17 protein-coding genes are annotated in these 21,988 nt (G+C 58.9%); all 17 read right to left on the bottom strand.

What is annotated here, in order from left to right; genetic code table 11:
- Positions 1-34: 34 nt before the first annotated feature.
- Positions 35-949: an RNase adapter RapZ gene (rapZ, locus tag HMPREF2527_RS03015; protein WP_070506255.1), complete on the bottom strand. Its 915-nt coding sequence runs from the start codon at positions 947-949 to the stop codon at positions 35-37.
- Between the two features lie 337 nt (positions 950-1,286).
- On the bottom strand, positions 1,287-2,711 hold the full coding sequence (locus HMPREF2527_RS03010; RefSeq protein ID WP_070506254.1) for a bifunctional phosphopantothenoylcysteine decarboxylase/phosphopantothenate synthase: 1,425 nt from the start codon (positions 2,709-2,711) through the stop codon (positions 1,287-1,289).
- Positions 2,712-2,742: 31 nt separating this feature from the next.
- Positions 2,743-3,201, bottom strand: a complete 459-nt coding sequence (gene rpoZ / locus HMPREF2527_RS03005) for a DNA-directed RNA polymerase subunit omega (protein ID WP_005508713.1) — start codon at positions 3,199-3,201, stop codon at positions 2,743-2,745.
- 311 nt (positions 3,202-3,512) lie between these two features.
- Positions 3,513-4,070, bottom strand: a complete 558-nt coding sequence (gene gmk, locus HMPREF2527_RS03000) for a guanylate kinase (protein ID WP_005505951.1) — start codon at positions 4,068-4,070, stop codon at positions 3,513-3,515.
- Between the two features lie 41 nt (positions 4,071-4,111).
- A complete protein-coding gene (gene mihF / locus HMPREF2527_RS02995) occupies positions 4,112-4,492 on the bottom strand; it encodes an integration host factor, actinobacterial type (protein WP_005508715.1) in 381 nt (126 codons plus the stop codon).
- A gap of 407 nt (positions 4,493-4,899) precedes the next feature.
- Positions 4,900-5,775, bottom strand: a complete 876-nt coding sequence (pyrF, locus tag HMPREF2527_RS02990) for an orotidine-5'-phosphate decarboxylase (RefSeq protein WP_070506253.1) — start codon at positions 5,773-5,775, stop codon at positions 4,900-4,902.
- Positions 5,775-9,095 carry a carbamoyl-phosphate synthase large subunit gene (gene carB / locus HMPREF2527_RS02985; protein WP_005508717.1) on the bottom strand — a complete coding sequence of 1,107 codons (3,321 nt, stop codon included), beginning with the start codon at positions 9,093-9,095 and terminating at the stop codon, positions 5,775-5,777. Before carB ends, pyrF begins: the two co-directional genes overlap by 1 nt.
- The gene (gene carA / locus HMPREF2527_RS02980; RefSeq protein ID WP_049337438.1) at positions 9,096-10,283 is read right to left on the bottom strand and encodes a glutamine-hydrolyzing carbamoyl-phosphate synthase small subunit; all 1,188 of its coding nucleotides are present in this window, start codon (positions 10,281-10,283) and stop codon (positions 9,096-9,098) included.
- 178 nt (positions 10,284-10,461) lie between these two features.
- The gene (locus HMPREF2527_RS02975) at positions 10,462-11,001 is read right to left on the bottom strand and encodes a PH-like domain-containing protein (protein WP_005508722.1); all 540 of its coding nucleotides are present in this window, start codon (positions 10,999-11,001) and stop codon (positions 10,462-10,464) included.
- A gap of 144 nt (positions 11,002-11,145) precedes the next feature.
- Positions 11,146-12,447, bottom strand: coding sequence for a dihydroorotase (locus tag HMPREF2527_RS02970; RefSeq protein WP_070506251.1), 1,302 nt, complete (start codon positions 12,445-12,447; stop codon positions 11,146-11,148).
- 30 nt (positions 12,448-12,477) lie between these two features.
- The gene (locus tag HMPREF2527_RS02965; RefSeq protein ID WP_049352494.1) at positions 12,478-13,479 is read right to left on the bottom strand and encodes an aspartate carbamoyltransferase catalytic subunit; all 1,002 of its coding nucleotides are present in this window, start codon (positions 13,477-13,479) and stop codon (positions 12,478-12,480) included.
- Complete coding sequence (pyrR, locus tag HMPREF2527_RS02960; RefSeq protein ID WP_239662323.1) at positions 13,476-14,144, bottom strand: bifunctional pyr operon transcriptional regulator/uracil phosphoribosyltransferase PyrR; 669 nt, start codon at positions 14,142-14,144, stop codon at positions 13,476-13,478. The genes HMPREF2527_RS02965 and pyrR overlap by 4 nt, the downstream gene beginning before the upstream one ends.
- 473 nt (positions 14,145-14,617) lie before the next feature.
- Positions 14,618-17,344, bottom strand: coding sequence for a DEAD/DEAH box helicase family protein (locus HMPREF2527_RS02955; RefSeq protein ID WP_049352490.1), 2,727 nt, complete (start codon positions 17,342-17,344; stop codon positions 14,618-14,620).
- A 43-nt stretch (positions 17,345-17,387) separates the two neighbouring features.
- Positions 17,388-19,370, bottom strand: coding sequence for a site-specific DNA-methyltransferase (locus HMPREF2527_RS02950; RefSeq protein WP_049352488.1), 1,983 nt, complete (start codon positions 19,368-19,370; stop codon positions 17,388-17,390).
- A 284-nt stretch (positions 19,371-19,654) separates the two neighbouring features.
- On the bottom strand, positions 19,655-20,065 hold the full coding sequence (gene nusB, locus HMPREF2527_RS02945; protein ID WP_005505934.1) for a transcription antitermination factor NusB: 411 nt from the start codon (positions 20,063-20,065) through the stop codon (positions 19,655-19,657).
- The gene (gene efp / locus HMPREF2527_RS02940) at positions 20,065-20,628 is read right to left on the bottom strand and encodes an elongation factor P (protein ID WP_005505932.1); all 564 of its coding nucleotides are present in this window, start codon (positions 20,626-20,628) and stop codon (positions 20,065-20,067) included. The genes nusB and efp overlap by 1 nt, the downstream gene beginning before the upstream one ends.
- Before the next feature lie 213 nt (positions 20,629-20,841).
- Positions 20,842-21,972 (bottom strand): 3-dehydroquinate synthase, encoded by a 1,131-nt coding sequence (gene aroB, locus HMPREF2527_RS02935; RefSeq protein WP_049352486.1) that lies wholly within the window; start codon positions 21,970-21,972, stop codon positions 20,842-20,844.
- Positions 21,973-21,988: the final 16 nt, after the last annotated feature.

Here is a 21,988-nt window from a genome sequence, read left to right as displayed (position 1 = left end):
AGCTGATTATGGGTTGCCGGTCAGTACTGCGGGGCTATTCGCGGCCCTTGTCGCGGTGCTGCACGTTCACGTTGACATCGGGGAAGGCGGAGAGGCGGCGGGCCAGCTCCTCGGTCACGGCCACCGAGCGGTGCTTACCACCGGTGCAACCAATCGCGATGGTGGCGTAGTACTTACCCTCGCGGCGGTAGCCCTCCAGCACGGGACGCAGGGCGGCCAGGTAGTTGCTGATGAACTCCTCGGTGCCGGCGTGCTCCAGCACGTAGTCGCGCACGGGGGCGTCCTGGCCGGTCAGCGGGCGCAGTTCGGGTACCCAGTGCGGGTTCGGAATAAAGCGCATGTCGGCCATGTAGTTGGCGTCCGAAGGCGCACCGTACTTGAAGCCGAAGCTCATGACGGTCAGGTTCAGCTTCTTGTCCGCACCCTCGGCGAACATCTCGCGCACGGTGCGGGCCAGCTCGTGAACGTTCATGCCGGTCGTATCAATCGTGCGGTCCGAGGCCAGGCGCAGGCCCTCGAAGAGGGTTCGCTCGGCGCGGATGCCGTCGAGCACGCGGCCCTCACCCTGCAGCGGGTGCGGGCGGCGCTGAGCCTCGTAACGGGCGATGATGGTCTCGTCCTTGGCATCCAGGAAGAGCATGGAGAAGTCAATATCGGACTTGCGCAGAGTCTCAATCGCAGCGGGAAGATCGGAGAACAGTGCGCGGGCGCGAACGTCAATGCCGAGCGCCACCTTCGGAACTCGTGCACCGTCGCGGGTCACCAGCTCAGCCAGGGAACCGAGCATCTGCGGCGGGATGTTATCGATAACGTACCAGCCCTCATCCTCCAGCACGTTTGCGACAGTGCTGCGGCCTGCACCGGAAATACCGGTGATCACCAGAATCTGAGGACGCTCCTCACTCTGGGCGGACTGTACCGTGGCGGGCTTGCTCTGATTCTCGGGCATGGTGCTTCTTCCCCTTCAACGCGAAATACTCTCTATGCCATGATACAAGACCTTTATCTGACGGTTCGGGGGTACGGTCAGAAATTTCACCAGTATGACAGAAATATGAGACACTCCCCCGGCGGAACCCCGGAAGGAACCCCAGAAGAAAGAAACCCGCATCACAAGTGCTTGCGCATAATGCTCCCCCAAGGATTAGTAGATGGAGGCGCTGGCAACCTCCCAGCGGGTACAGCAAAGCCCGCACGATACCTCCCCCAGGAAGTACCGCACGGGCTTTGAAGATATGTAAGCAAGCGCGCACCAGCTGAGTAGCTACGCGGACGCATGAGGATTCTTAGCCAGAAAGCTCAGGCAGGAAAGCCGCCACATGCTCCAACAGACGCACCGACAGCTCCTTCTTCGAACCGGAGAACACCGGCGCCTCATCATTCAGAGTCGACAGCAGCGTAATCGTGTTATCGTCCGTGCCGAAACCACGATTCACGCCCACCGTATTGACCGCCAAGAAGTCCGTACCCTTACGCTGCAGCTTCTCACGACCCAGCTCCAACGGAGTCTTCTCCGCCGAACCGGTCTCCGCCGCAAAACCAACAATGAGCTTCGGACCGAGGGTGCTCTCCCCCGCCTCACGAGCCTGCTGGCGGCGCACCACGACCTCACGCAGAATATCCGGGTTGCGCACCAGCTGAATCACCGGCGCATCCTCAGAGTCGGCGCTCTTCTTAATCTTGAACTCGGCAAACTCGGCGGGCCTAAAATCAGCCACCGCCGCAGACATGATCAGCACATCCGCCGCCGCGCTCGCCTCAAGGGTCGCCTCACGCAGCTCCAGGGCGCTCACCACGCGGGTCACCTGCACACCCTCCGGCGCGGGAACCTCAAGGTTCGCACCAATCAGGTGCACGGTCGCGCCCAGGTCGCGTGCCGCCTCCGCGAGCGCCACGCCCTGCTTGCCGGTTGAACGGTTGCCGAGGAAGCGGACCGGGTCCAGCGCCTCACGGGTGCCGCCAGCGGTAATGACCACGAGGCGGCCGGACAGAGGACCACGCAGCGATTCGGATGCGCCAGTTGCCTGGCTAGGTTCACCCTGGCCTGCATCACCCTGGCCCAGCAGTGCCGAAGTCAGCGTCGCCGCACGCGCCGCCGCCATACGCTCCTGCTCCGTGCCCGTGTACAGGGGCTCAGTCGGCGCGTAACCGGGCGTGTACACCGGGTGCACCTGACCCTTCGGGAAGCGCTCAATTACATCCAGCGCGACCGCGAAAATATCCTCCGGCTCAGGCATGCGACCCGGACCAGAATCCGGGCCCGTCAAACGCCCAATCGCAGGTTCAATCACGTGATAACCCCACGAACGCAGGGTCTGCACGTTCGCCTGAGTCGCCGGATGCTCCCACATCTGAGTGTGCATCGCAGGCGCCAAAATCACCGGGGCGTGCGTGGTCAGCACCGTAGAGGACAGCAAATCATCGGCACGACCAGCCGCCAAACGAGCCAGCAGGTCAGCAGTCGCCGGGGCAATCACCACAGCGTCAGCCTGCTCGGCCTGACGCACGTGGTTTACCTCCGGCACGCGGTCAAACACGTCCGTTGAGACGGGGTTACCGCTCAGCGCCTCCAGCGTGGGAACACCCACGAACTTTGTCGCGTTCGGGGTGGGCATGGCGATTACCTCGTCGCCATTCTTCGCAAAAAGACGAAGGAGCATCGCCGCCTTATACGCAGCAATGCCCCCTCCAATACCAACGATAATGCGCATGGTACGTCAAAGAATCCTTGTAAAAAGCAGATTACTCAGCGGACTCGTCGAGGATAACCTCTTCGATAGCGATAACCTCTTCGCTACCTGCGGGGATGTACTCCTCCTCGATAGCGCCAGAGAACTCAGCCGCGCTGAAATCAATCACAGCGGACAGATCCTCGGGAACGGGGTAGCCGTCCTCGTCGAACTTAGCGTCCGGGCGGTGCTCTGCCACAACACGGTCAGCAATGATTTCACGCATTGCCACCGACAGGGACTTCTCGTTCGACTCAGCGTCAACCAGCGGGCCAACGTGCGCAGCAGTATTGTCCTGCAGGTTAGCGTAGTACGCGTTAATCTGGCGTGCACGGCGGGCACCGAAAATCACCAGGCCGTACTTGGACTCCGCCTTCTCAATCAGCGCGTCAGCGCTGGGGCTCACGATGCCCTCGGGAGCGACACCGTCAACGAAGTTGTAGTCCTCGTGTTCCTTGATTTCGTTTGCCACTAAAAACTCCAAATAGCTTGATGGAATGTACGTACCGAACACCCCCGTACACCGTTCGCGCTATGGCGCAAACCGGGCACACTGAGGGCACGGTCAAAACTAAAGAACTATTCTACCCTCTCAACGGCTAAAACGCACGTACCAGCCCAGATAAAAGGCAGACCGGCAGGCACAGAGTAGCGGGCACAGGGCAAACAAAAGGCGGGGGCTCCGAAGAAAACTCTTCGAAACCCCCACCCTTCACAACGCCTCACGGCAGAACTACAGGTCGGAAGAAACTCTAGCCCCACCGCAAACGCAAAGCATGCAGATTAGGCGGCGCCAATCAGCTCAGCAATCTCCTTCGCTGCACGCTCAACAGAGTCGTTGACGACCGTGACGTCAAATTCCTTCTCAGCAGCCAACTCAACCTTCGCGGTTTCAAGGCGACGAGCTTGCTCCTGCTCACTCTCGGTACCTCGACCCACCAGACGCGACACCAGCTCATCCCAGCTCGGAGGAGCCAAGAAAATCAGGCGAGCATCAGGCATTGTCTCGCGAATCTGGCGAGCACCCTGCAGGTCAATCTCAAGGATCACCGGGCGGCCAGCATCCAGGGCCTCCTGGACCTTAGCGCGCGGAGTACCGTACTTATTCTTACCGTGCACCACAGCGTACTCAAGCATCTGACCGTCAGCGATCATCTGGTCAAACTCTTCCATCGAAACGAAATAGTAGTGAGTACCGTCAACCTCACCGGGGCGAGGATCACGAGTAGTAGCGGAAACAGAGAACCACACGTTCGGGTAGTTCTCACGAATGTACTGGCACACCGTACCCTTGCCAACAGCAGTGGGGCCAGCCAGTACGGTGAGAGTCGGCTGAGACATAGCTTCCTTACTGCGCCTTCATCGGCTGAAGGCACGAGGTATTAGGACTGAGAAGACTCGGAAGACTGACCAGCAGTCTTACGACGTGCACGGTTCAAATACCGCGAATTACGGTTGAAGTACTCCACCATCTTGCGACGCTGGTGTACACCCAGGCCGCCAAGGCGGCGAGTAGGTGCAATATGAAGTTCTTCAATGATGCGTTCAGCGCGAACGGCACCAATGCCCGGAAGTGCGCGCAGCATCTGCCCCACCGGCATTTTAGCCAGTGCAGGGTCGGAATCGACCATATCGAGCACCTGACGCACGGAAAGTTCACGTTCACTCAGTGCACGCTTAATTTCCTGGCGGTGTGCTCGGGCAAGTACTGCCTTCTCGCGGGCGGAGGCGCGCGCATCCTCAGTTAGCGGAGTCAGCGGCATGGTTGGGTCCCCCATTTCTGCGAGTTATAGAATTTTACTTATCAACTAATGTAACACGGATAGCACGAGAACCCTCGTTCTACCCGCGGCACTCACCCTCGCACCAACAATGCGTCTACGCACGTCAGCACGTAAATATCAGGGAGTACCCCTATAGCATAGCGGAGTATTCGCCCTATCAAAAGCGGAACCGCGGACGCACCTCAAAGAGCAGGCACACTCCCCCGCTACAGAGGTGAGCAAACTCGCATCGGCGCGAGCGGGCGGCGGCAAAATTATGCATGCGGATGTACCGAAAAAATGCGATAAAACAGGCGCGCACAGGGGGTACGCACAAGGGGCACGCACCCCGAGCAGACCCTCAACAGAATCTACCCGGAGCACACGCCCCTCACGCAACACGCGAACTATGCGCCGCGAGCCGCCAACAGGTCATCACGAGCCGCCTGCGCAGCCTGCGCCAAACCCTCAACCGACGGGCCTGCAGCGAGCACGCCACGGCTGGAATTCACCAGCACCTGCGACTCCACACCCGCGAACACGCGGTACAAATCAGCCGCCGAAGCGCCCTGCGCACCATAACCCGGCGACAGAATCGGGCCGTTGAACACGCTCAGGTCAATACCCAAATCAACCAGCGCCTGACCAACAGTCGCGCCAACCACCAGGCCGCACGGGCCCATCTGCTCCCACTGGCGGGAAGCATTCTCAGCGGTAGCCGCAGCGATAATACGCTTAGCCACAGCGCCCTCAGACTCACCGGAATGACCAGACTCCGACGCGCCCACGTGCTGAACGCTCTTACCCTCAGGGTTCGAGGTTAACGCCAACACGAACGTGCCGCGGTCATTCTCATCCGCCAAATCCAGCGCCGGACGCAGCGACTCAAAACCCAGATACGGGCTCAAAGTCACCGAATCGGTACCCAGCGGCGAAGACGAGCCGAGCCACGCATCCGCGTACGCCTTCATGGTCGAACCAATATCGCCGCGCTTAGCGTCAGCAACAATCAGCACACCATCAGCGGCAGCGCGGGCAAACAGCGCCTCCAGCACAGCAAGACCAGCCGAACCGTGACGCTCAAACAGCGCCACCTGAGGTTTCAACGCCGCCGCAAACGGGGCGCAACCCTCATAGACCGCCTCAGTAAAAGCAGCCAGGCCGGCAGCGGAATCCTCAAGACCCCACTGCTCCAGCAGGTTCGGATGCGGGTCAATACCCACACACAGCGGGCCGCGCTCCGCCATCGCCTTCGCCAGACGATCACCAAAAGCAGCGGACATTACGCCTCGCCACCCTCGGAACGAGCATCCACAGCGGCAGCCAGCTGAACGCCGTGCTCCTGCAGGCTCATGATGTCCCAGCTGTGCTCACGCAGAGCATTAATCGCCTGAACAGCCGCAGCGAACTCAGAAATGGTAGTCATGACCGGGCAGCCCACCGAAACCGCAGCGGCACGAATCTCGTAACCATCGCTACGAGCAGCACCACCGGCAGGGGTGTTCAGAATCAGGTCAATGTCACCGTTGCGGACCATGTCCACAATCGAGTGGTCGCCATTCGCCTCAGCGAACTTCGAAGCCACAATCACCGAGTTCAGGCCGTTACGGCGCAGAATCTCAGCGGTACCACCGGTCGAAACGATCTCAAAGCCCAGCGACTCCAGCATCTTCGCGTAAATAATGACGTTACGCTTATCGTGGTTAGCCACCGAAATGAACACCTTACCGGAGGTCGGCAGCGGCGAACCAGCACCAGCCTGAGCCTTCGCGAACGCGGTGTCATAGTGCTTATCCAGACCCATGACCTCACCGGTCGAACGCATCTCCGGGCTCAGCAGCGAATCCACCACAACACCCTCCGGGGTGCGGAAACGAGCGAACGGCAGAACCGCAGCCTTCACAGCAATCGCAGTCTCCTCAGGCAGGGATGCGCCATCCATGTTCGACGGCAGGTAGCCCTCAGCCTTCAGCTCCGCAATGCTCTTACCCAGACCAATCAGCACAGCAGCCTTAGCCATCTGCACGCCGGTAGCCTTCGACACGAACGGAACAGTACGAGACGCACGCGGGTTCGCCTCAATCACGTACAGGTTCTCAGACACGTACGCGAACTGAATGTTAATCAGGCCGCGCACACCGGTGCCGCGAGCAATCTTCTCGGTAGCGTCCTTCACCTTCGCGATGATGTCCGGGCCGAGAGTAATCGGAGGCAGAGTACAAGAAGAGTCACCCGAGTGAATACCGGCTTCCTCAATGTGCTCCATGACGCCGCCCAAGTACAGCTCCTCGCCGTCGAACAGGGCGTCAACGTCGATCTCGATAGCGTCCTCAAGGAACTTATCAATCAGAGCAGGCTGCGAAGGCGAAACCTCGGTAGCGTTCTCCAGGTAGCGAGCCAGGTTAGCCTCATCGTAGACGATTTCCATGCCACGGCCGCCCAGCACGTACGAGGGGCGAACCAGAACCGGGTAACCAATCTCGTCGGCGATGCGCTTAGCGCCCTCGAAGGTGAACGCGGTGCCGTTCTTGGGCGAAATCAGGCCGCCCTCCTCCAGCACGCGGGAGAACTCGCCGCGGTCCTCAGCCAGGTCAATAGCCTCGGGGGTGGTGCCCAGAATCGGCACGCCCGCATCCTTCAGGGCACGAGCCAGCTTCAGCGGGGTCTGACCGCCCAGCTGAACGAACACGCCCATCAGGCCGCCGGTACGACGCTCCGACTCAACAATCTCAAGCACATCCTCAAGGGTGAGCGGCTCAAAGTACAGGCGAGTCGAAATATCGTAGTCAGTCGAAACGGTCTCGGGGTTGCAGTTGACCATGACGGTCTCGTAACCCAGCGAACGCAGCACCAGCGAAGCGTGCACGCACGAGTAGTCGAACTCGATACCCTGACCGATGCGGTTCGGGCCCGAACCCAGAATCATAATCGAGGGCTTCTCGTGGTGAGCAACCTCATCCTCCAGGTCGTAGGAGGAGTAGTGGTACGGAGTGAACGCCTCAAACTCGGCTGCACAGGTGTCAACAGTCTTGAAGACCGGGCGGATACCCAGAGCGTGGCGAACACCGCGCACGACATCCTCAGAAGAGCCGATAATCTCAGCAATCTGAGCGTCCGAGAAACCGTGACGCTTAGCCAGCTTCAGGGTCTCCGGGTCAAGGTTGTCACGCTTAGCGTGAACCACGCCGGCAACCTCATTCAGCAGCACCAGCTGATCCAGGAACCACGGGTCAATCTTGGTAGCCTCGTGCAGCTGCTCCACGGTAGCGCCAGCCAGCAGAGCCTGCTGAACCTGGTAAATACGCTGAGTGGTCGCAACCTTAGTCTTCTCAATCAGCTCAGCCAGCTCAGCCTCAGACAGAGACAGCGGCTTGAACGAGAAGGACGCGCCCTTCTGCTCCAGCGAACGCATCGCCTTCTGCAGAGCCTCAGTGAAGTTACGGCCCAGAGCCATAGCCTCGCCAACACTCTTCATGGTGGTGGTCAGGGTCGGGTCAGCAGCCGGGAACTTCTCAAACGCGAAGCGCGGAACCTTCACGACCACGTAGTCGAGGGTCGGCTCGAAGGATGCCGGGGTCTTCTGGGTGATATCGTTCGGGATCTCATCCAGGGTGTAACCCAGGGACAGCTTGGTCGCAATCTTCGCAATCGGGAAGCCGGTAGCCTTCGACGCGAGCGCCGAAGAACGAGACACGCGCGGGTTCATCTCAATGACGATGATGCGGCCGGTCTTCGGGTCAATCGCGAACTGGATGTTACAACCACCGGTGTCCACGCCAACCTCACGAATCACGTTGATCGCGATGTCGCGCAGCTTCTGGAACTCACGGTCGGTCAGGGTCAGTGCGGGTGCCACGGTGATGGAGTCACCGGTGTGCACGCCCACGGGGTCGAAGTTTTCGATGGAGCAGACGACCACGACGTTGTCGTTGGTGTCACGCATCATCTCCAGCTCGTATTCCTTCCAGCCGAGGATGGACTCCTCCAGCAGGACCTCGCTGGTCGGCGAGTACTGAATACCGGCGCCGGCAATACGGTAGAGGTCTTCCTCGTTGTACGCCATACCCGAGCCGAGACCGCCCATGGTGAAGGAGGGGCGGACCACCATCGGGTAGCCCAGCTCCTTAGCGGCTTCCAGCGCCTCCGGCATGGAGTGAACAATCACCGAGCGTGCAGACTCGCCGCCGGCGCGCTCCACCACGCCCTTGAATGCCTCACGGTCCTCACCAAGGTTAATCGCCTCAATGTTCGCGCCGATCAGCTCAACATTGTACTTGGAGAGCACGCCGCGCTCATCCAGGGAGATTGCCGCGTTCAGTGCGGTCTGACCACCCAGGGTCGGCAGGATTGCGTCCGGCTTTTCCTTCTCGATGATCTTCTCAATCACCTCGGGGGTGATGGGTTCAATGTAGGTGGCGTCCGCGAACTCGGGGTCGGTCATGATGGTTGCCGGGTTCGAGTTCACGAGGATGACGCGCACGCCCTCCTCCTTCAGCACGCGCAGCGCCTGAGTGCCGGAGTAGTCGAATTCCGCTGCCTGACCGATGACGATGGGGCCGGAACCGATGACGAGGACGCTATTAAGGTCAGTACGACGAGGCATTTATGCTTCCTTTGCAGTCTTGGTTGCGACCATCAGGTCGATGAAACGGTCAAAGAGGTAGGCGGAATCGTGCGGGCCCGCAGCAGCCTCGGGGTGGTACTGCACGGAGAACGCGGGGATGTCCTTACAGGTCAGGCCCTCAACCACGTTGTCGTTCAGACCCACGTGGGAGACCATGACCTGACCGAACTCGGCGTTCGGTGCAGTCACGTAGTCGCCAATCGGCGCGTCCACAGCGAAGCCGTGGTTCTGTGCGGTGATTTCAACCTTGCCGGTGGTCTTGTCCATGACCGGCTGGTTGATGCCGCGGTGGCCGAAGGGCAGCTTGTAGGTGCCGAAGCCCAGGGCGCGGCCGAGCAGCTGGTTACCGAAGCAGATGCCGAAGAACGGGGTGCCCTTACGCAGCACGCCCTGCAGCAGCTCAACCTGCTCGTCAGCGGTTGCCGGGTCACCGGGGCCGTTGGAGAAGAACACGCCGTCGGGGTTATGGGAGTAGATGTCCTCGAGGGTTGCGCTTGCGGGCAGCACGTGCACGCGCACGCCACGCTCAGCGAAACGCTGCGGGGTCATCGCCTTGATGCCCAGGTCCAGGGCGACGATAGTTGCGACCGGGGGTGCGAACCAGTTGAACTGGTGCGGCTCAACGGTGTAGGCGGTATCAACCGAAACGGAGTCAGCGAGCTTACGGCCGGCCATCGGCTCGGAGGCGCGCACCTCCTCCAGCAGTTCAGCTTCGGGGCGTTCTGCGTGCTCACCGGAGAACACGCCCGCACGCATCGAACCGCTCGAACGCAGGCGGCGGGTCAGGGCGCGAGTGTCAATGCCCTGAATACCGACGATGCCCTGCTCGATGAGCTCTTCGTCGAGGGTGCGCTCAGAACGCCAGTTGGATGCCACGCGTGCTGCGTCGCGAACCACGTAGCCGGCAACCCAAATCTTGCGGGACTCAGCATCAGTGGTGTTCACACCGGTGTTGCCGATATGGGGAGCGGTCTGAACCACAATCTGACCCGCGTAGGAGGGGTCGGTCAGGGTTTCCTGGTAGCCGGTCATACCGGTCGAGAAAACCGCCTCGCCCAGGGACGCGCCGGTTGCGCCGTAGCCGTAGCCACGGTAGACGGTGCCGTCCTCCAGGACGAGCAGCGCGCGGTCCGTACGCAGGGCGCCGGATCGTGTCATGTCAGTCATGCTCTTCTTCCTTTTCTCTGGTGTTCTCCCCCGCTTCCTGTACGGCCTCTACCGTGCAGGTTCCGGGGTAGTCTATGGTGCCTTCGGTGGGTGTTCGCCTGACCTCAGGCAAAATCTATGGGTGTGGGTGCGCAGGGATATTACACCGCGATATTGCGCCGGGATATTACACCGGGATTTAGGCTTCCGGTTCTGCCGCCCACTTCTCGGGCGCATCCACCGCGTTCGGAGCGATGCGGCGCAGCTCCCGCAGTACCGCCTGCTTATCCTCGGCGTAGCGGGTGCGGAAGCCGGTCTGCACGCGGTGACCGTCCAGGGTCCAACCAATCACGACCAAGCCGTTCTTCTCCACAACCTTGCCCGCCATACCGCGGTCGGTGGTGATGACTGCGAGCTTCTTCGCCGGAATCCACAGGTCCTTCGCGCCGTTACGGGTGAAGATGATGCTGTCCGGGTAAATCAGCAGGGTGGACTTGCTCTTGAAGCCGAGCGAATCGAAACCCACGCGGTCCAGCCAGTTACCGAAGATCGTGGTGCTGACGTACTCGCCCTCGAAAGCGGCGTCAGCGGTCATGCCCTCGTAGCGTTCGGGAACTTCCTTGAGGGAGCCGAACATGTTCGCCTGGCGTGCCAGGCGCGAGCGCCATCCGTGCCACATGCCGTAGATGCACAGGGCGACCAGGGCGATGCAGATGACGGCGGTCAGGAACTTTCCCACGAAGGTTCTCTCTTTCGGTTGGGGTCTCGGCCGATTATCTCGGCCTGGGTTGGTGAGGTTGGGGGCGGTGCTCCCGGCGAGGCGGTGGCAGGCGTGAACCTACCACCGCCAGACACGGTCACCACGTACGTTCGCCTCGCGGGTTTAGCGGCGCGGGGTTGCCAGCTCGCCGTTCAGCACGGTCGGGTGGCCAGCGTAGAAGGTTGCACGGATCGAGCCGGGCACCTCCATGTCGCGGTAGGGGTTGTTCTTACCCTTGGTAGCCTGCTCCTCCGGCTTAATCACGCGGGTTGCCTTCGGGTCGACCAGCACAATGTTTGCCGGTTCACCTTCGGCAAGCGGGCGGCCCTGCTCGTGGTCCAGGCGACCAATCTTCGCGGGCTCCTCGGAGAGGATGCGTGCCACATCGCGCCAGGTAATCATGCCGGTGTCAACCAGGGTCATCTGGATGATGGACAGTGCCTGCTCCAGACCGGTCATACCGTTCGCGGCGCACGCCCACTCGCATTCCTTGGTCTCTGCCGGGTGCGGTGCGTGGTCGGTACCGATCACGTCGATGATGCCGTCAGCAACAGCCTGACGCAGCGCCATGACGTCCTCTTCGGTGCGCAGCGGCGGGTTCACCTTGAAAATCGGGTCGTAGGTGCGTGCAGTCTCGTCGGTGAGCAGCAGGTGGTGCGGGGTTGCCTCCGCGGTCACCTTCACGCCGCGGGACTTAGCCCAGCGCACAACCTCAATGGAGCCCTTGGTGGACAGGTGGCAGATGTGCAGCTTAGAGTCCAGGTGCTCAGCCAGCAGCACGTCGCGGGCAATGATTGCCTCTTCGGCGACGGCGGGCCAACCGGTCAGACCCAGGTCAGCGGACACCTTACCTTCGTTCATCTGGGCGCCTTCGGTCAGGCGCGGCTCCTGCGCGTGCTGCGCAATAACGCCGTCGAAGGTCTTGACGTATTCGAGGGCGCGGCGCATCACTGCGGGGTCGTACACGCACATGCCGTCGTCAGAGAACACGCGCACATTCGCGGTGGAGTTCGCCATGCCGCCGATGTCGGAGAGGCGCTCGCCCTTCAGGCCCACGGTCACTGCGCCGATGGGCTGCACGCGGCACCATGCGGATTCCTTGCCGAGGCGGTCAACCTGCTCAACGACTGCGGCGGTGTCTGCCACGGGCATGGAGTTTGCCATGGCGAACACTGCGGTGTAGCCGCCCAGGGCTGCTGCGCGGGTGCCGGTCTCGACGGTTTCGGATGCCTCGTAGCCGGGCTGACGCAGGTGGGTGTGGATGTCGACCAGGCCGGGCAGCGCCACCTGGCCTGCCGCCTCGACGACCTGTGCGTCTGCGGCGTCAATGTTCTCTGCGATGCGGCTAATCACGCCGTCCTCGATGAGGATATCGGCGACCTTTTCGCCGTAGAGGCTTGCGCCCTTGATCAGGTACTTGCTCATGGTGTTGGTTCCTCTCGTTAGGAAGGTCGTTTAGGATTCGTCGCCGGCGTAGAGCTTGGCGCTGGAGCCGTCGGTCAGAAGCAGGTAGAGCACCGCCATGCGCAGCGCCACGCCGTTGCTGACCTGGCGCAGGACCCAGGAGTTGGTGGCGTCGGCGGCTTCGGTGCAGATTTCCAGGCCGCGGTTCATGGGGCCCGGGTGCAGGATTGCGACCGGCTGCGGCTGTGCCTGCAGGGTTGCGAAGCGTTCGGCGGTCAGACCCCACAGCTCGGTGTATTCCTCTGCGGAGGGGAAGTACGCGGCGTTCATGCGTTCCTTCTGGATGCGCAGTAGCATGACGGCGTCGGGGTTGGTGGCGATTGCTTCGTCGAAGTCGTGGAAGATTTCCAGGCCGGCTTCTTCAACCCAGGAGGCGGTGTTCAGCGGTAGCAGGGTCGGCGGTGCGACGAAGACGACCTGCGCGCCGAGGGTGTGCAGCAGCCAGAGGTTGGAGCGTGCCACACGCGAGTGCAGGATGTCGCCGACGATGAGCACACGCATGCCGGACAGGTCGGTGCCGCGGGGGCTGTCGAGGCCGTCGCGTTCTGCCTTGTACTGGCGCAGGGATACGGCGTCGAGCAGTGCCTGGGTGGGGTGCGCGTGGGTGCCGTCGCCCGCGTTGAGTACGGGGATGTCGGTCCAGCCTGCCTCGGCGAGGCGCTGCGGCGCGCCGGATGCCGAGTGGCGGATCACGAACGCATCCGCGGCAATCGCCTTGAGAGTCTGCGCGGTGTCCTTGAGCGACTCACCCTTAGACACGGAGGAGCCAGAAGCGGAGAAGTTGGTGACGGCTGCACCCAGGCGCTTCTCTGCGGCTTCGAAGGAGAGGCGGGTTCGGGTGGAGTCCTCGAAGAAGAGGTTGACGACGGTCTTGCCGTTGAGCACGTTGAGGGTGCGGTTTTCGGCTTTGACCTGCGCCATGTAGTCGGCGACGTCAAGGATTTCGATAGCTTCTTCGCGGGTTAGTTCGCGGGTGTCGAGCAGATGCTTCATGAGAGCCCTCCCAGCTGGATAATGTCAACTCGGTCTGTTGCGTTGTCGGTTTCAGTCAGTACGACGCGCACGGTTTCGCTGGCGCTGGTGGGCAGGTTTTTGCCCACGTGGTCGGCGCGGATGGGTAGTTGCCGGTGTCCGCGGTCTACGAGGACTGCCAGGCGTACGAGGGCGGGTCGTCCGTGGGCGTTGAGTGCGTCGAGGGCGGCACGTACGGTGCGGCCGGAGTAGAGGACGTCGTCAACGAGGACTACGGTTTTGCCTTCAATGCCGATGGTGGGCATGATGCTTTCCCCTGCGGTGTCTGGGGAGGTGGTGCCGCCGGTTCGCTGGTCGTCGCGGTAGGCGGTGATGTCCAGGGCGCCGATTCGTGTTTCTGCGTTGAAGTTCGGCTCGATGGCTTGGATGCGGGCTGCGAGTCGTACGGCGAGGGGCACGCCGCGGGAGCGGATGCCGATGAGTACGAGGTTTTCTACGCCTTTATTGGTTTCAATAATTTCGTAGGCGATGCGGGTGAGGGCGCGGCGGATTTCGTCCTCGCTGAGGATGGTGCGGCCGACGGTGGTCGCGTCCTCCAAGGTGCTTTGAGGGGTTGCCGAATGGGGGGCTGCGGTTAGATTTCGCCCCTGATTCGCGCCGGATGTGGGTACAGTTGACCCAGGCATAGCCGTCTCCTTCCCCGCCTCACGGGACGGATTTAAAGGTTTTGTGCTTCTAGTAGGGTACCACAGTTCACAGGCTACGTTCAGGTTCGGCGAGAGACCGCTCACGGCGGGGACGGAGCTGGTATGGAGCGGGGCGGGGGCTCCGTCTTCGAGGCGCCTATGTTGTTTATAGCTAGGGTGCCGAAAAGGGGGGCACTCCCCCGCCTGCGTTGTCTGGTGAAGCCTCCACCGATGCACCTTAACCGGCGCCTCTCCTATCCCCTGCGAGCGCATCCGCGCCCAATACGGAACCCCACGCAGAACTGCACCAACCAAGCGCAACCTAGACACAGAAAACCCCCGCCGTCCTGTAGCGAACTACAGTACGGCGGGGGTTTCACGTACGCTCCCCTGCGGGCGCATCCTCAACAGCAGCATTTGTTCCGGGAACTTGGGAAATCCCTATGGAGCTCCCAGCCGCTACCTACTCTGCTTTACAAGCGCTGAAGAATCTCCAGGAACTTGCTCATTTCATAAGCTCCTTCCAATGGAACATCTCCTTCATCAAACACCATGTAGTAGCGGTACTTATCGCCTGCTTTATCTGCCCACCGCTTTCCCAACTTGAGCTTCTGAGCAGATTCTTCGTTCTTCAAGTGGGTGCCCTTTGTTTCAACCATAACGATGTGACCGTTATTCGTCTCAACGATAAAGTCAGGGTAATGGTTGCCAATAGGCCCGTTAATGCAGAACCCCTTACGCTCGATATTTCGGTGCCACCATTTAACGCTATCCAGACCGGAGAAGCGCTCTGCGCACCTCGTCTCCAGGCTGTTCATCTTTCCTTCTTCCTCATACAGAGATTTAGAGATGCTGTACGTGACAGTTTCCTTCGGGAAGATGAGGTCAGGCAAGGCATACGACTCCCTAACCGAAATAGATTCGGTTTCGAGATCCGTATTGAATTTTTCGATTCGGTGTTCTTCCAGAAGATGCTTAATCTTTGTGTGAACCTGCTCTGCAACTTTATGAGAGTTCTCATGGTAGAAGAGCATATCTTCTGCGCTGAACCCCTCTACAATCCGTTCAATATATTTTTTGAGCTGCCTGTCAGGGATTTCGTTAATGCGTTTAATGACTCTCTGATAAATCTGCTCGATAGCTTCGTAGCGTTTACCTTCATCGCTCATATTCATGAAATGTTCACGCATCTTCTGCTGGGCTTCTCTGCTAAGACGAGAAGTCACAGGAGCGTCAGCCTGATCTTTGACGTCAATCAGATACATTTCTTCATCAACAGCGCCGAGGTTAATACTCGTATCCTTCGTTAGAAGATTAAATCCCGCATTGAGAGATTCCTTCTGCAACAAGTCGTAGTCACTGTTACCGAAATTAAACAGGTCTGATTCCTCTGACTTGATAAAGAACTGCGGAATCCTCAGCGACGAAATGTCATCCCTAAATTCCTCAATTACAGGGTAGGATTTTACAGAGTCTTCTCCGGAGTACTCCATAAAAGAAACCTCCACGTTGTTAGCAATCTTTTGGATATCTTGCTGGTACGAAGATTCCTGTTCCTCGGCCTGATTCAGCATCTCTAGTACATTCTTTGAGGATAGAGAATACGAGTCTTCCTCGACATTGTGCGTATCGATATTACTCGACGAGGTATCGATATCCCTTACTTCTACGGCAGCAGAGACCAGAGACTCGTCAAAGTCCAGAAATTCCTCCGTTGTAGGCTCTTCCCCGGAATCGGAGACGGGCAGGAGGGAGGGTTGTTCGGGCATTCCTGATTCTTCAGCAGACATCTTATCGGTGCTGTTCTCCAGGTCGAGCTGTCCTTCGTCATCAGCAAGGCGGTAATCACGCTTCGAAAATCCGGCTGAGTTAAGACCTGCAATAATCTGACGGATAGTTTCCGAGAAATTATTGGAAGAGGTGAGCACATAACTCATATTGAGCACGCTCTTGCTCTGGATCTTGGCGTAAGGCTGACGCAAGACTCGGCCTAGAATCTGTTCCACGTCTACGCGGCTCGTCCTGTTAGCTACCGAAGCAAGGATGTATGCAAAGGAACAGTCCCAACCTTCCTTCAACGCATTCACCGTGATGATGTAGCGAATCGGGCATTCTTCACTCAGCAGGTTAACGCTCTTCAGCTCATCCTCCTGCGCGGTTTTAATGGCAATCTCTTCCTGCGGAATGCCAGCTGCGATTAGCTTTTCGCGTAGCTTTTTGAACGAAGTGACGTCTTCCTTATGGCGGGGTTCCGCTTGAAAGAGGACGATAGGACGAATATACCGGCCGCCCTGTTTCTGTGCTTCTTTCGCAATTTTTTCCAGAGAGCAACGCAGGTCGATAGCGTCCGTAATCACTTCCTCTTTAGAAGTTCGGTTATAAGCCACAACCGGCAATTTAACCATGTTCTCAAGCTTGAGCTCCGAAGCACTGACGTAGGAAATAACGTTGGCTTCCTCCTGCGGGGTAGCAGTCAAGTCGAGAATAAAGGAAGGGTTGAGGATGGTCAGCATCTCCCTGCTCAACGAGCTCGTAGCGTGGTGAGATTCATCGACGATTACTACGGGGTTGAGCTGGTTAATGTACTGCGCAAGAGAGCCTTCAGCCGCATTCTCAATGGGGCGTTCAGGGCTTCCCAGGAAGGTGGAGAAACTCGTAAGGTTACCGTTCTCCTGATAGACCTTACGGTCGTCTTTATTCGTAGAACGCAAAGAGTCGTAAGAAAGCACCATCACTGAGAGCTGGTCGGCAATAATGGTGGGGCTAAAGGACTGGCCCGCCAGGAGCTCGTCCTTAGAGTACACCTCTACCCTGCCTCCGAAATCTGTGTTGAGTCGGCGCCGGTAGGGATGGTATGGGTCTTTAAGGGCGCGCAGAGTCTGAGTCAGGATTGCCTCAGACGGCACGAGCCATACGAGCACATGTGGGGCAGTGCTCGGCAGGTAATCGAAAATCGGTTTGACCGATGCAGTGGCCAGAAATGTCTTGCCACCACCTGTCGGGACCTTGTAGCAGATGTTTGGAACATCCGTGATGATGTTCTGGTATTCCTGCACATGCGAGGTTTTAGACCCCACGGTGATGTGCCGAGCCTCCCAGTATTCAGAGTAGGCTCGTGAGAGAGACTGCGTGCTCGTAAGAATCTCAAGATAGTCGTTGAGGTCATCAATGACCCGCTTCTGGTACTTTTTGAGTTCCATCGTGCTGTCGTCCTCCAATCGTAAAATGAGTAGTCGTTAGGCTCTAGACACGCGAGATATCGCGAGCAATCTTTTTGAAAGTAATGTTATGAGAGAGAAGGTCCTTCTCATCCAACAAACATGTCTCGGCATAGATAACGTAGGATTCGGCAGCACATTCCGTAGGAATAGTGCCGAGGTACTTCCTGTCCAGGCTGGTTGCCGATTCAGGGTCGTATGCGAAGAAGTAGCTCGTGTCGTCGTACTTACCAAGGTAGTGCGGGTGTAACTTATGGGCTTCGTTGTACCCTCGCGGGTCCAACGGGGTCGAAGTTTCTGAATACCAGATGTACTCCGACATCTTCTCGTATGGCACTTCGGAGTTCAGTCCATCCTGTACAAAGAGCGGAGCGCCTAGCTCATAATATGCAAAGGAACCAGGGACACCGACTGCTTTCTCTTCATGTTCCACGGTAGCAGTCACACGCAGAGACACGCTGGCGTTATTCTTACCCGTCACTTCGGTATAAAGCTTAGGCTTTGAGACCTTCGTGTAGGCACCGCTCTGTGTAGCCTCCGCAGCTACGGCGTTTGCTTCTTCAAAGACCTGACTGCCCTTCTTCAGAGAGGTAAGGTTAATCTTCCGGTCAAATAGGACTGATTCCTCCGCAGTAGTCTTGATGTACCCGTCAATCACGCGACGTACACGTTCCGCCGTCACGGTCTCCGCGTAATCGCCCAGTTCAACAAGGATAAATTTGCGGTTACCACGGTCCTTAGCGTTGGCGTTCAGTACTGCATGAGCGGTCGTACCGGATCCTGCAAAGGAGTCAAGAACGATGGAGTCACTATCGGTGGCAATAGCCAGAACGCGTTCAACCAGACGCACAGGCTTGGGAGTATCAAAAGCTACACGTCCATCGAAGATTGCACGGATTTCTTTCTTTGCGGCATCGGTGTGTCCGGCTGCCTGGTGGTCCCAGAAGTTAGATGGCAGGATACCCCCGACGCTATCCAGGTAGGTCTTACGACGTACACCGCCCTTACCTCCGCTCGTGATGTAGAAGCGGGGCCAGGGGCCACGCTCATACACAGCCTGGGCATCTGCCTGCGCCTCCTCAAGAGGCTTAACCAGCATCAATGCCCGAACCCCTGCACGCACTTCATCCGCAGGAATACCACAAAGCTCAGCTCGCTTCTCAGCATCGTCAATATCTCGAAGCTCATATTCAGTCCACCCAGAAAAAGAACTCAGAATGTCCTCTTGGCCTAACGACCAGCACCTACCAGCCGTCGGATAGATTAGCTCACCGGTAAACGGATGCTGGACCGCGTACACCATCCCTTGGTGGGTAGCAGCTCCGGGGGCAAAAGCGTCACTACTCGTCCAGGGACAATAATCATTGTCTGGGTTCTTGTAGTTCGTATCTGTTTCGGCAGTACGCTCCAACTTGCGAGGCTGCCATCCAGGTTCCTTAGAGAACACCAGAAGGTGCTCTACTTCTGCGGGAATACCCTTGGAATCGTTACGGGGAGAGTATGTACGCTGCCAGGAAATATCCGCAACGAAGCAACGGGCGCCAAAAATCTCGTTGCAGATTAGGCGTAGATGAGCTGCTTCGTTGTCATCAATCGAAATAAAAATAGCGCCGGTCGGTGCAAGCAAGCGCTGGAGCAAACGCAGGCGAGGGTACATCATGCACAGCCACTTGTCATGACGGGATAGGTCCTCGCCCTCCTTGCCAACAACCTCGCCCAACCACTTCAGAATTTGGGGGTCCTTCACATTATCGTTATAGACCCAGCTTTCATTACCCGTGTTGTAGGGAGGATCGATATAAATGCAATCAACACGCCCCTCATACATGGGAAGCAAGGATTTAAGAGCCTCCAAGTTATCTCCGTGAATAACCATATTCTCGGAAGAAGAAACATCGGTACCATCTGCATTCTTGCCGTAGGTGTACTGGTTTTCGAGAACACGATACGGCACATCAAGATGGTGGGTAACAACTTTGTTCTTACCAATCCAAGTCAGTTCCGGCATACTACCTTCCTTGTAGTTCTCCGTCAGAGCGTTTGTGCCATTCGGCTAACAATACCCGTCAGGCCCGTTAAATCATCATCCATATAGCACTCTACCGAGTTTACGGCTCATTAGCGAACGAACCGGTCATTCTTCCTAAACACAAACGTAGACACAGAAAACCCCCGCCGTTCTGTAGCGAACTACAGTACGGCGGGGGGTTTCACGTACGCTCCCCTGCGGGCACATCCTCAAACAGCAAACCAACCAGCTACGGGCTGGCGGGCAGGCCGCGGCGGGACGTCTTACGCGAGCAGGGTCGGCTTCACCTGACGGAGCTTATCCAGCAGACCGTTCACGAACTTCGGAGATTCATTCGTGGACAGCACACGCGCCAGACCGACAGCCTCAGAAATTGCGACAGCATCCGGAACTTCGTCATTGTACAGAAGCTCCCAAGTGCCAATACGCAGCACGGCACGGTCCACGGCGGGCATACGCTCGAAGGACCAGTCACGGGCGTAAGTCTCCACAAACTCGCGGATCTCTTCGTCGTGGTCACGGACGCCACGAATGATTTCCTCAGAGTAAGCAGAGATCTGCGCTACCGTGTACAGTCGGCGGCGGCGGAGTACCTCAATATAATCTTCGTTGCGCTGATCCGCCTCGAAGAGCACTTCGAGGGCGCGCAATCGGGCTTTCGTACGCGAATTCATTAGTCGTTCACGCGACCGAGGTACTCACCGGTGCGGGTGTCAACCTTGACCTTGGTGCCGGTCTCCAGGAACAGGGGAACCTGGATCTCGTAGCCGGTCTCAACGGTTGCGGGCTTGGTGCCGCCGGTGGAGCGGTCACCCTGCAGGCCGGGCTCGGTGTAGGTGATTTCGAGGACCACGGATGCGGGCAGCTCGATGTACAGGGGGCTACCCTCGTGCATTGCGATGGTTGCGGTCTGGGACTCGAGCATGTAGTTTGCTGCGTCGCCGACAACGGTTGCGGGAACGTTGATCTGGTCGTAGGTCTTCATGTCCATGAAGACGTAGTCGTCGCCGTCCTGGTACAGGTACTGGTAGTCGGAGCGGTCAACGGTTGCGGTTTCGATCTTAGCGCCAGCGTTGAAGGTACGGTCGACGACCTTGCCGGAGGTAACGTTGCGCAGCTTGGTGCGGACGAATGCGCCACCCTTACCGGGCTTAACGTGCTGGAACTCAACGACGGACCAGAGGTTGCCGTCAATCTTCAGGACGGCGCCGTTCTTAATATCGGTAGTGGATGCCATGGGGCTCTCCTTCGTGTCATCGACGCTCACGCCGTAGTGGTACCCGGCGAGGCGCTAAGTTTTCAATGAGCAAAAATATGTCCCGTACATTCTACAGGATGCGCACGAGTTTGCCTAGCAGGGGCGCCACAGTTTTTCTGTGGCACCCCACCCGGCTGGCGCGTATTAGCAAACACGCGCCGGGTGCATCCGGTGATTGTACGGGACTTGTGCCTACTCGGAGATAATCTCCTGGTAGGTCATGTACAGGATCGAGTCGTCCGGCACCTCGTAGACGCGCGGGCGAGCCAGACCGTCAAGAATGATGAAGCGCAGCAGGTTGCCGCGTGCCTTCTTGTCGCGGCGCATCGCTTCGAGCAGCTGGGGCCATGCGTCTGCCTTGTAGGAGGTGGGCAGGCCCAGGGATTCAAGGATGCGGCGGGTGCGTGCCACGAGTTCTTCGTCGGCGTGGCCGGTTGCCAGCGCCAGTTCGGCGGCGTAGACCATGCCGACGGACACTGCCGCGCCGTGACGCCACTGGTAGCGTTCGTTGCGCTCGATGGCGTGGGCGAGGGTGTGGCCGTAGTTCAGGATTTCGCGGCGGCCGGATTCGCGCAGATCCTCGGAGACGACCTCAGCCTTCACGCGCACGCTACGTTCAATGAGTTCACGCATCACGGCGGACTGCGAGTCGCGTACGGCGTTCGGGTTCGCCTCGATCAGGTCGAGAATTTCGGGGTCTGCGATGAAGCCGCACTTGACGACCTCACCCATGCCGGTCAGCAGCTCATGCTCGGGCAGAGTGCGCAGGGTGCCAATCTCGCAGAGCACCGCGGCGGGCGGCCAGAACGCGCCGACCAGGTTTTTACCCTCGGCGGTGTTGATGCCGGTCTTACCGCCCACGGCGGCGTCCACCATGCCGAGCAGGGTGGTCGGAATGTGAATGACGCGCACGCCGCGCAGCCAGGTTGCCGCGACGAAGCCGGCAACGTCGGTAATGGCGCCGCCGCCCACGGAGATGATCGCGTCGGTGCGGGTGAAGTCGTTCTGACCGAGCACCTGCCAGCAGAACGCCGCCACCTGGTAGTGCTTTGCCTCTTCAGCGTCCGGAATTTCGGCGCTGAACGATTCGTAGCCCATGGCGCGCAGGTCTTCCATGACCAGCTCACCGGTGGAACGCAGGGCACGCGGGTGAATCACGAGCACCTTCTTGGCGCGGTTGCCCAGAATTTCGGGGATTTTACCGAGCAGGTTGTGGCCGATAAGAACCTCATAGTTCTCACGCGGGGAGCTGCCGGTCACCGGGATGCGGGTGATATCTTCCGCGCCGGAGGCACCGAAAGTGGGGGTGGGCTGAGTGCTCATCGTGTGTCCTTTCACA

This window comes from Rothia sp. HMSC071B01, assembly GCF_001808945.1.
GTDB lineage: Bacteria > Actinomycetota > Actinomycetes > Actinomycetales > Micrococcaceae > Rothia.
The sequence above is the reverse complement of the archived record's forward strand: the minus strand, read 5'-3'. Positions and strand labels throughout refer to the sequence as shown.

Excerpts from the sequence above, each read along its gene's own strand:
- nusB (WP_005505934.1), bottom strand. The coding sequence starts at position 20,065 with ATGAATTCGCGTACGAAAGCCCGATTGCGCGCCCTCGAAGTGCTCTTC.
- pyrR (WP_239662323.1), bottom strand. The coding sequence starts at position 14,144 with ATGCCTGGGTCAACTGTACCCACATCCGGCGCGAATCAGGGGCGAAAT.
- pyrF (WP_070506253.1), bottom strand. The coding sequence starts at position 5,775 with ATGTCCGCTGCTTTTGGTGATCGTCTGGCGAAGGCGATGGCGGAGCGC.
- gmk (WP_005505951.1), bottom strand. The coding sequence starts at position 4,070 with ATGTCTCAGCCGACTCTCACCGTACTGGCTGGCCCCACTGCTGTTGGC.
- HMPREF2527_RS02965 (WP_049352494.1), bottom strand. The coding sequence starts at position 13,479 with ATGAAGCATCTGCTCGACACCCGCGAACTAACCCGCGAAGAAGCTATC.
- HMPREF2527_RS02950 (WP_049352488.1), bottom strand. The coding sequence starts at position 19,370 with ATGCCGGAACTGACTTGGATTGGTAAGAACAAAGTTGTTACCCACCAT.
- mihF (WP_005508715.1), bottom strand. The coding sequence starts at position 4,492 with ATGCCGCTGACTCCGCTAACTGAGGATGCGCGCGCCTCCGCCCGCGAG.
- carA (WP_049337438.1), bottom strand. The coding sequence starts at position 10,283 with ATGACTGACATGACACGATCCGGCGCCCTGCGTACGGACCGCGCGCTG.
- efp (WP_005505932.1), bottom strand. The coding sequence starts at position 20,628 with ATGGCATCCACTACCGATATTAAGAACGGCGCCGTCCTGAAGATTGAC.
- carB (WP_005508717.1), bottom strand. The coding sequence starts at position 9,095 with ATGCCTCGTCGTACTGACCTTAATAGCGTCCTCGTCATCGGTTCCGGC.
- HMPREF2527_RS02970 (WP_070506251.1), bottom strand. The coding sequence starts at position 12,447 with ATGAGCAAGTACCTGATCAAGGGCGCAAGCCTCTACGGCGAAAAGGTC.
- aroB (WP_049352486.1), bottom strand. The coding sequence starts at position 21,972 with ATGAGCACTCAGCCCACCCCCACTTTCGGTGCCTCCGGCGCGGAAGAT.
- HMPREF2527_RS02955 (WP_049352490.1), bottom strand. The coding sequence starts at position 17,344 with ATGGAACTCAAAAAGTACCAGAAGCGGGTCATTGATGACCTCAACGAC.
- HMPREF2527_RS03010 (WP_070506254.1), bottom strand. The coding sequence starts at position 2,711 with ATGCGCATTATCGTTGGTATTGGAGGGGGCATTGCTGCGTATAAGGCG.
- rapZ (WP_070506255.1), bottom strand. The coding sequence starts at position 949 with ATGCCCGAGAATCAGAGCAAGCCCGCCACGGTACAGTCCGCCCAGAGT.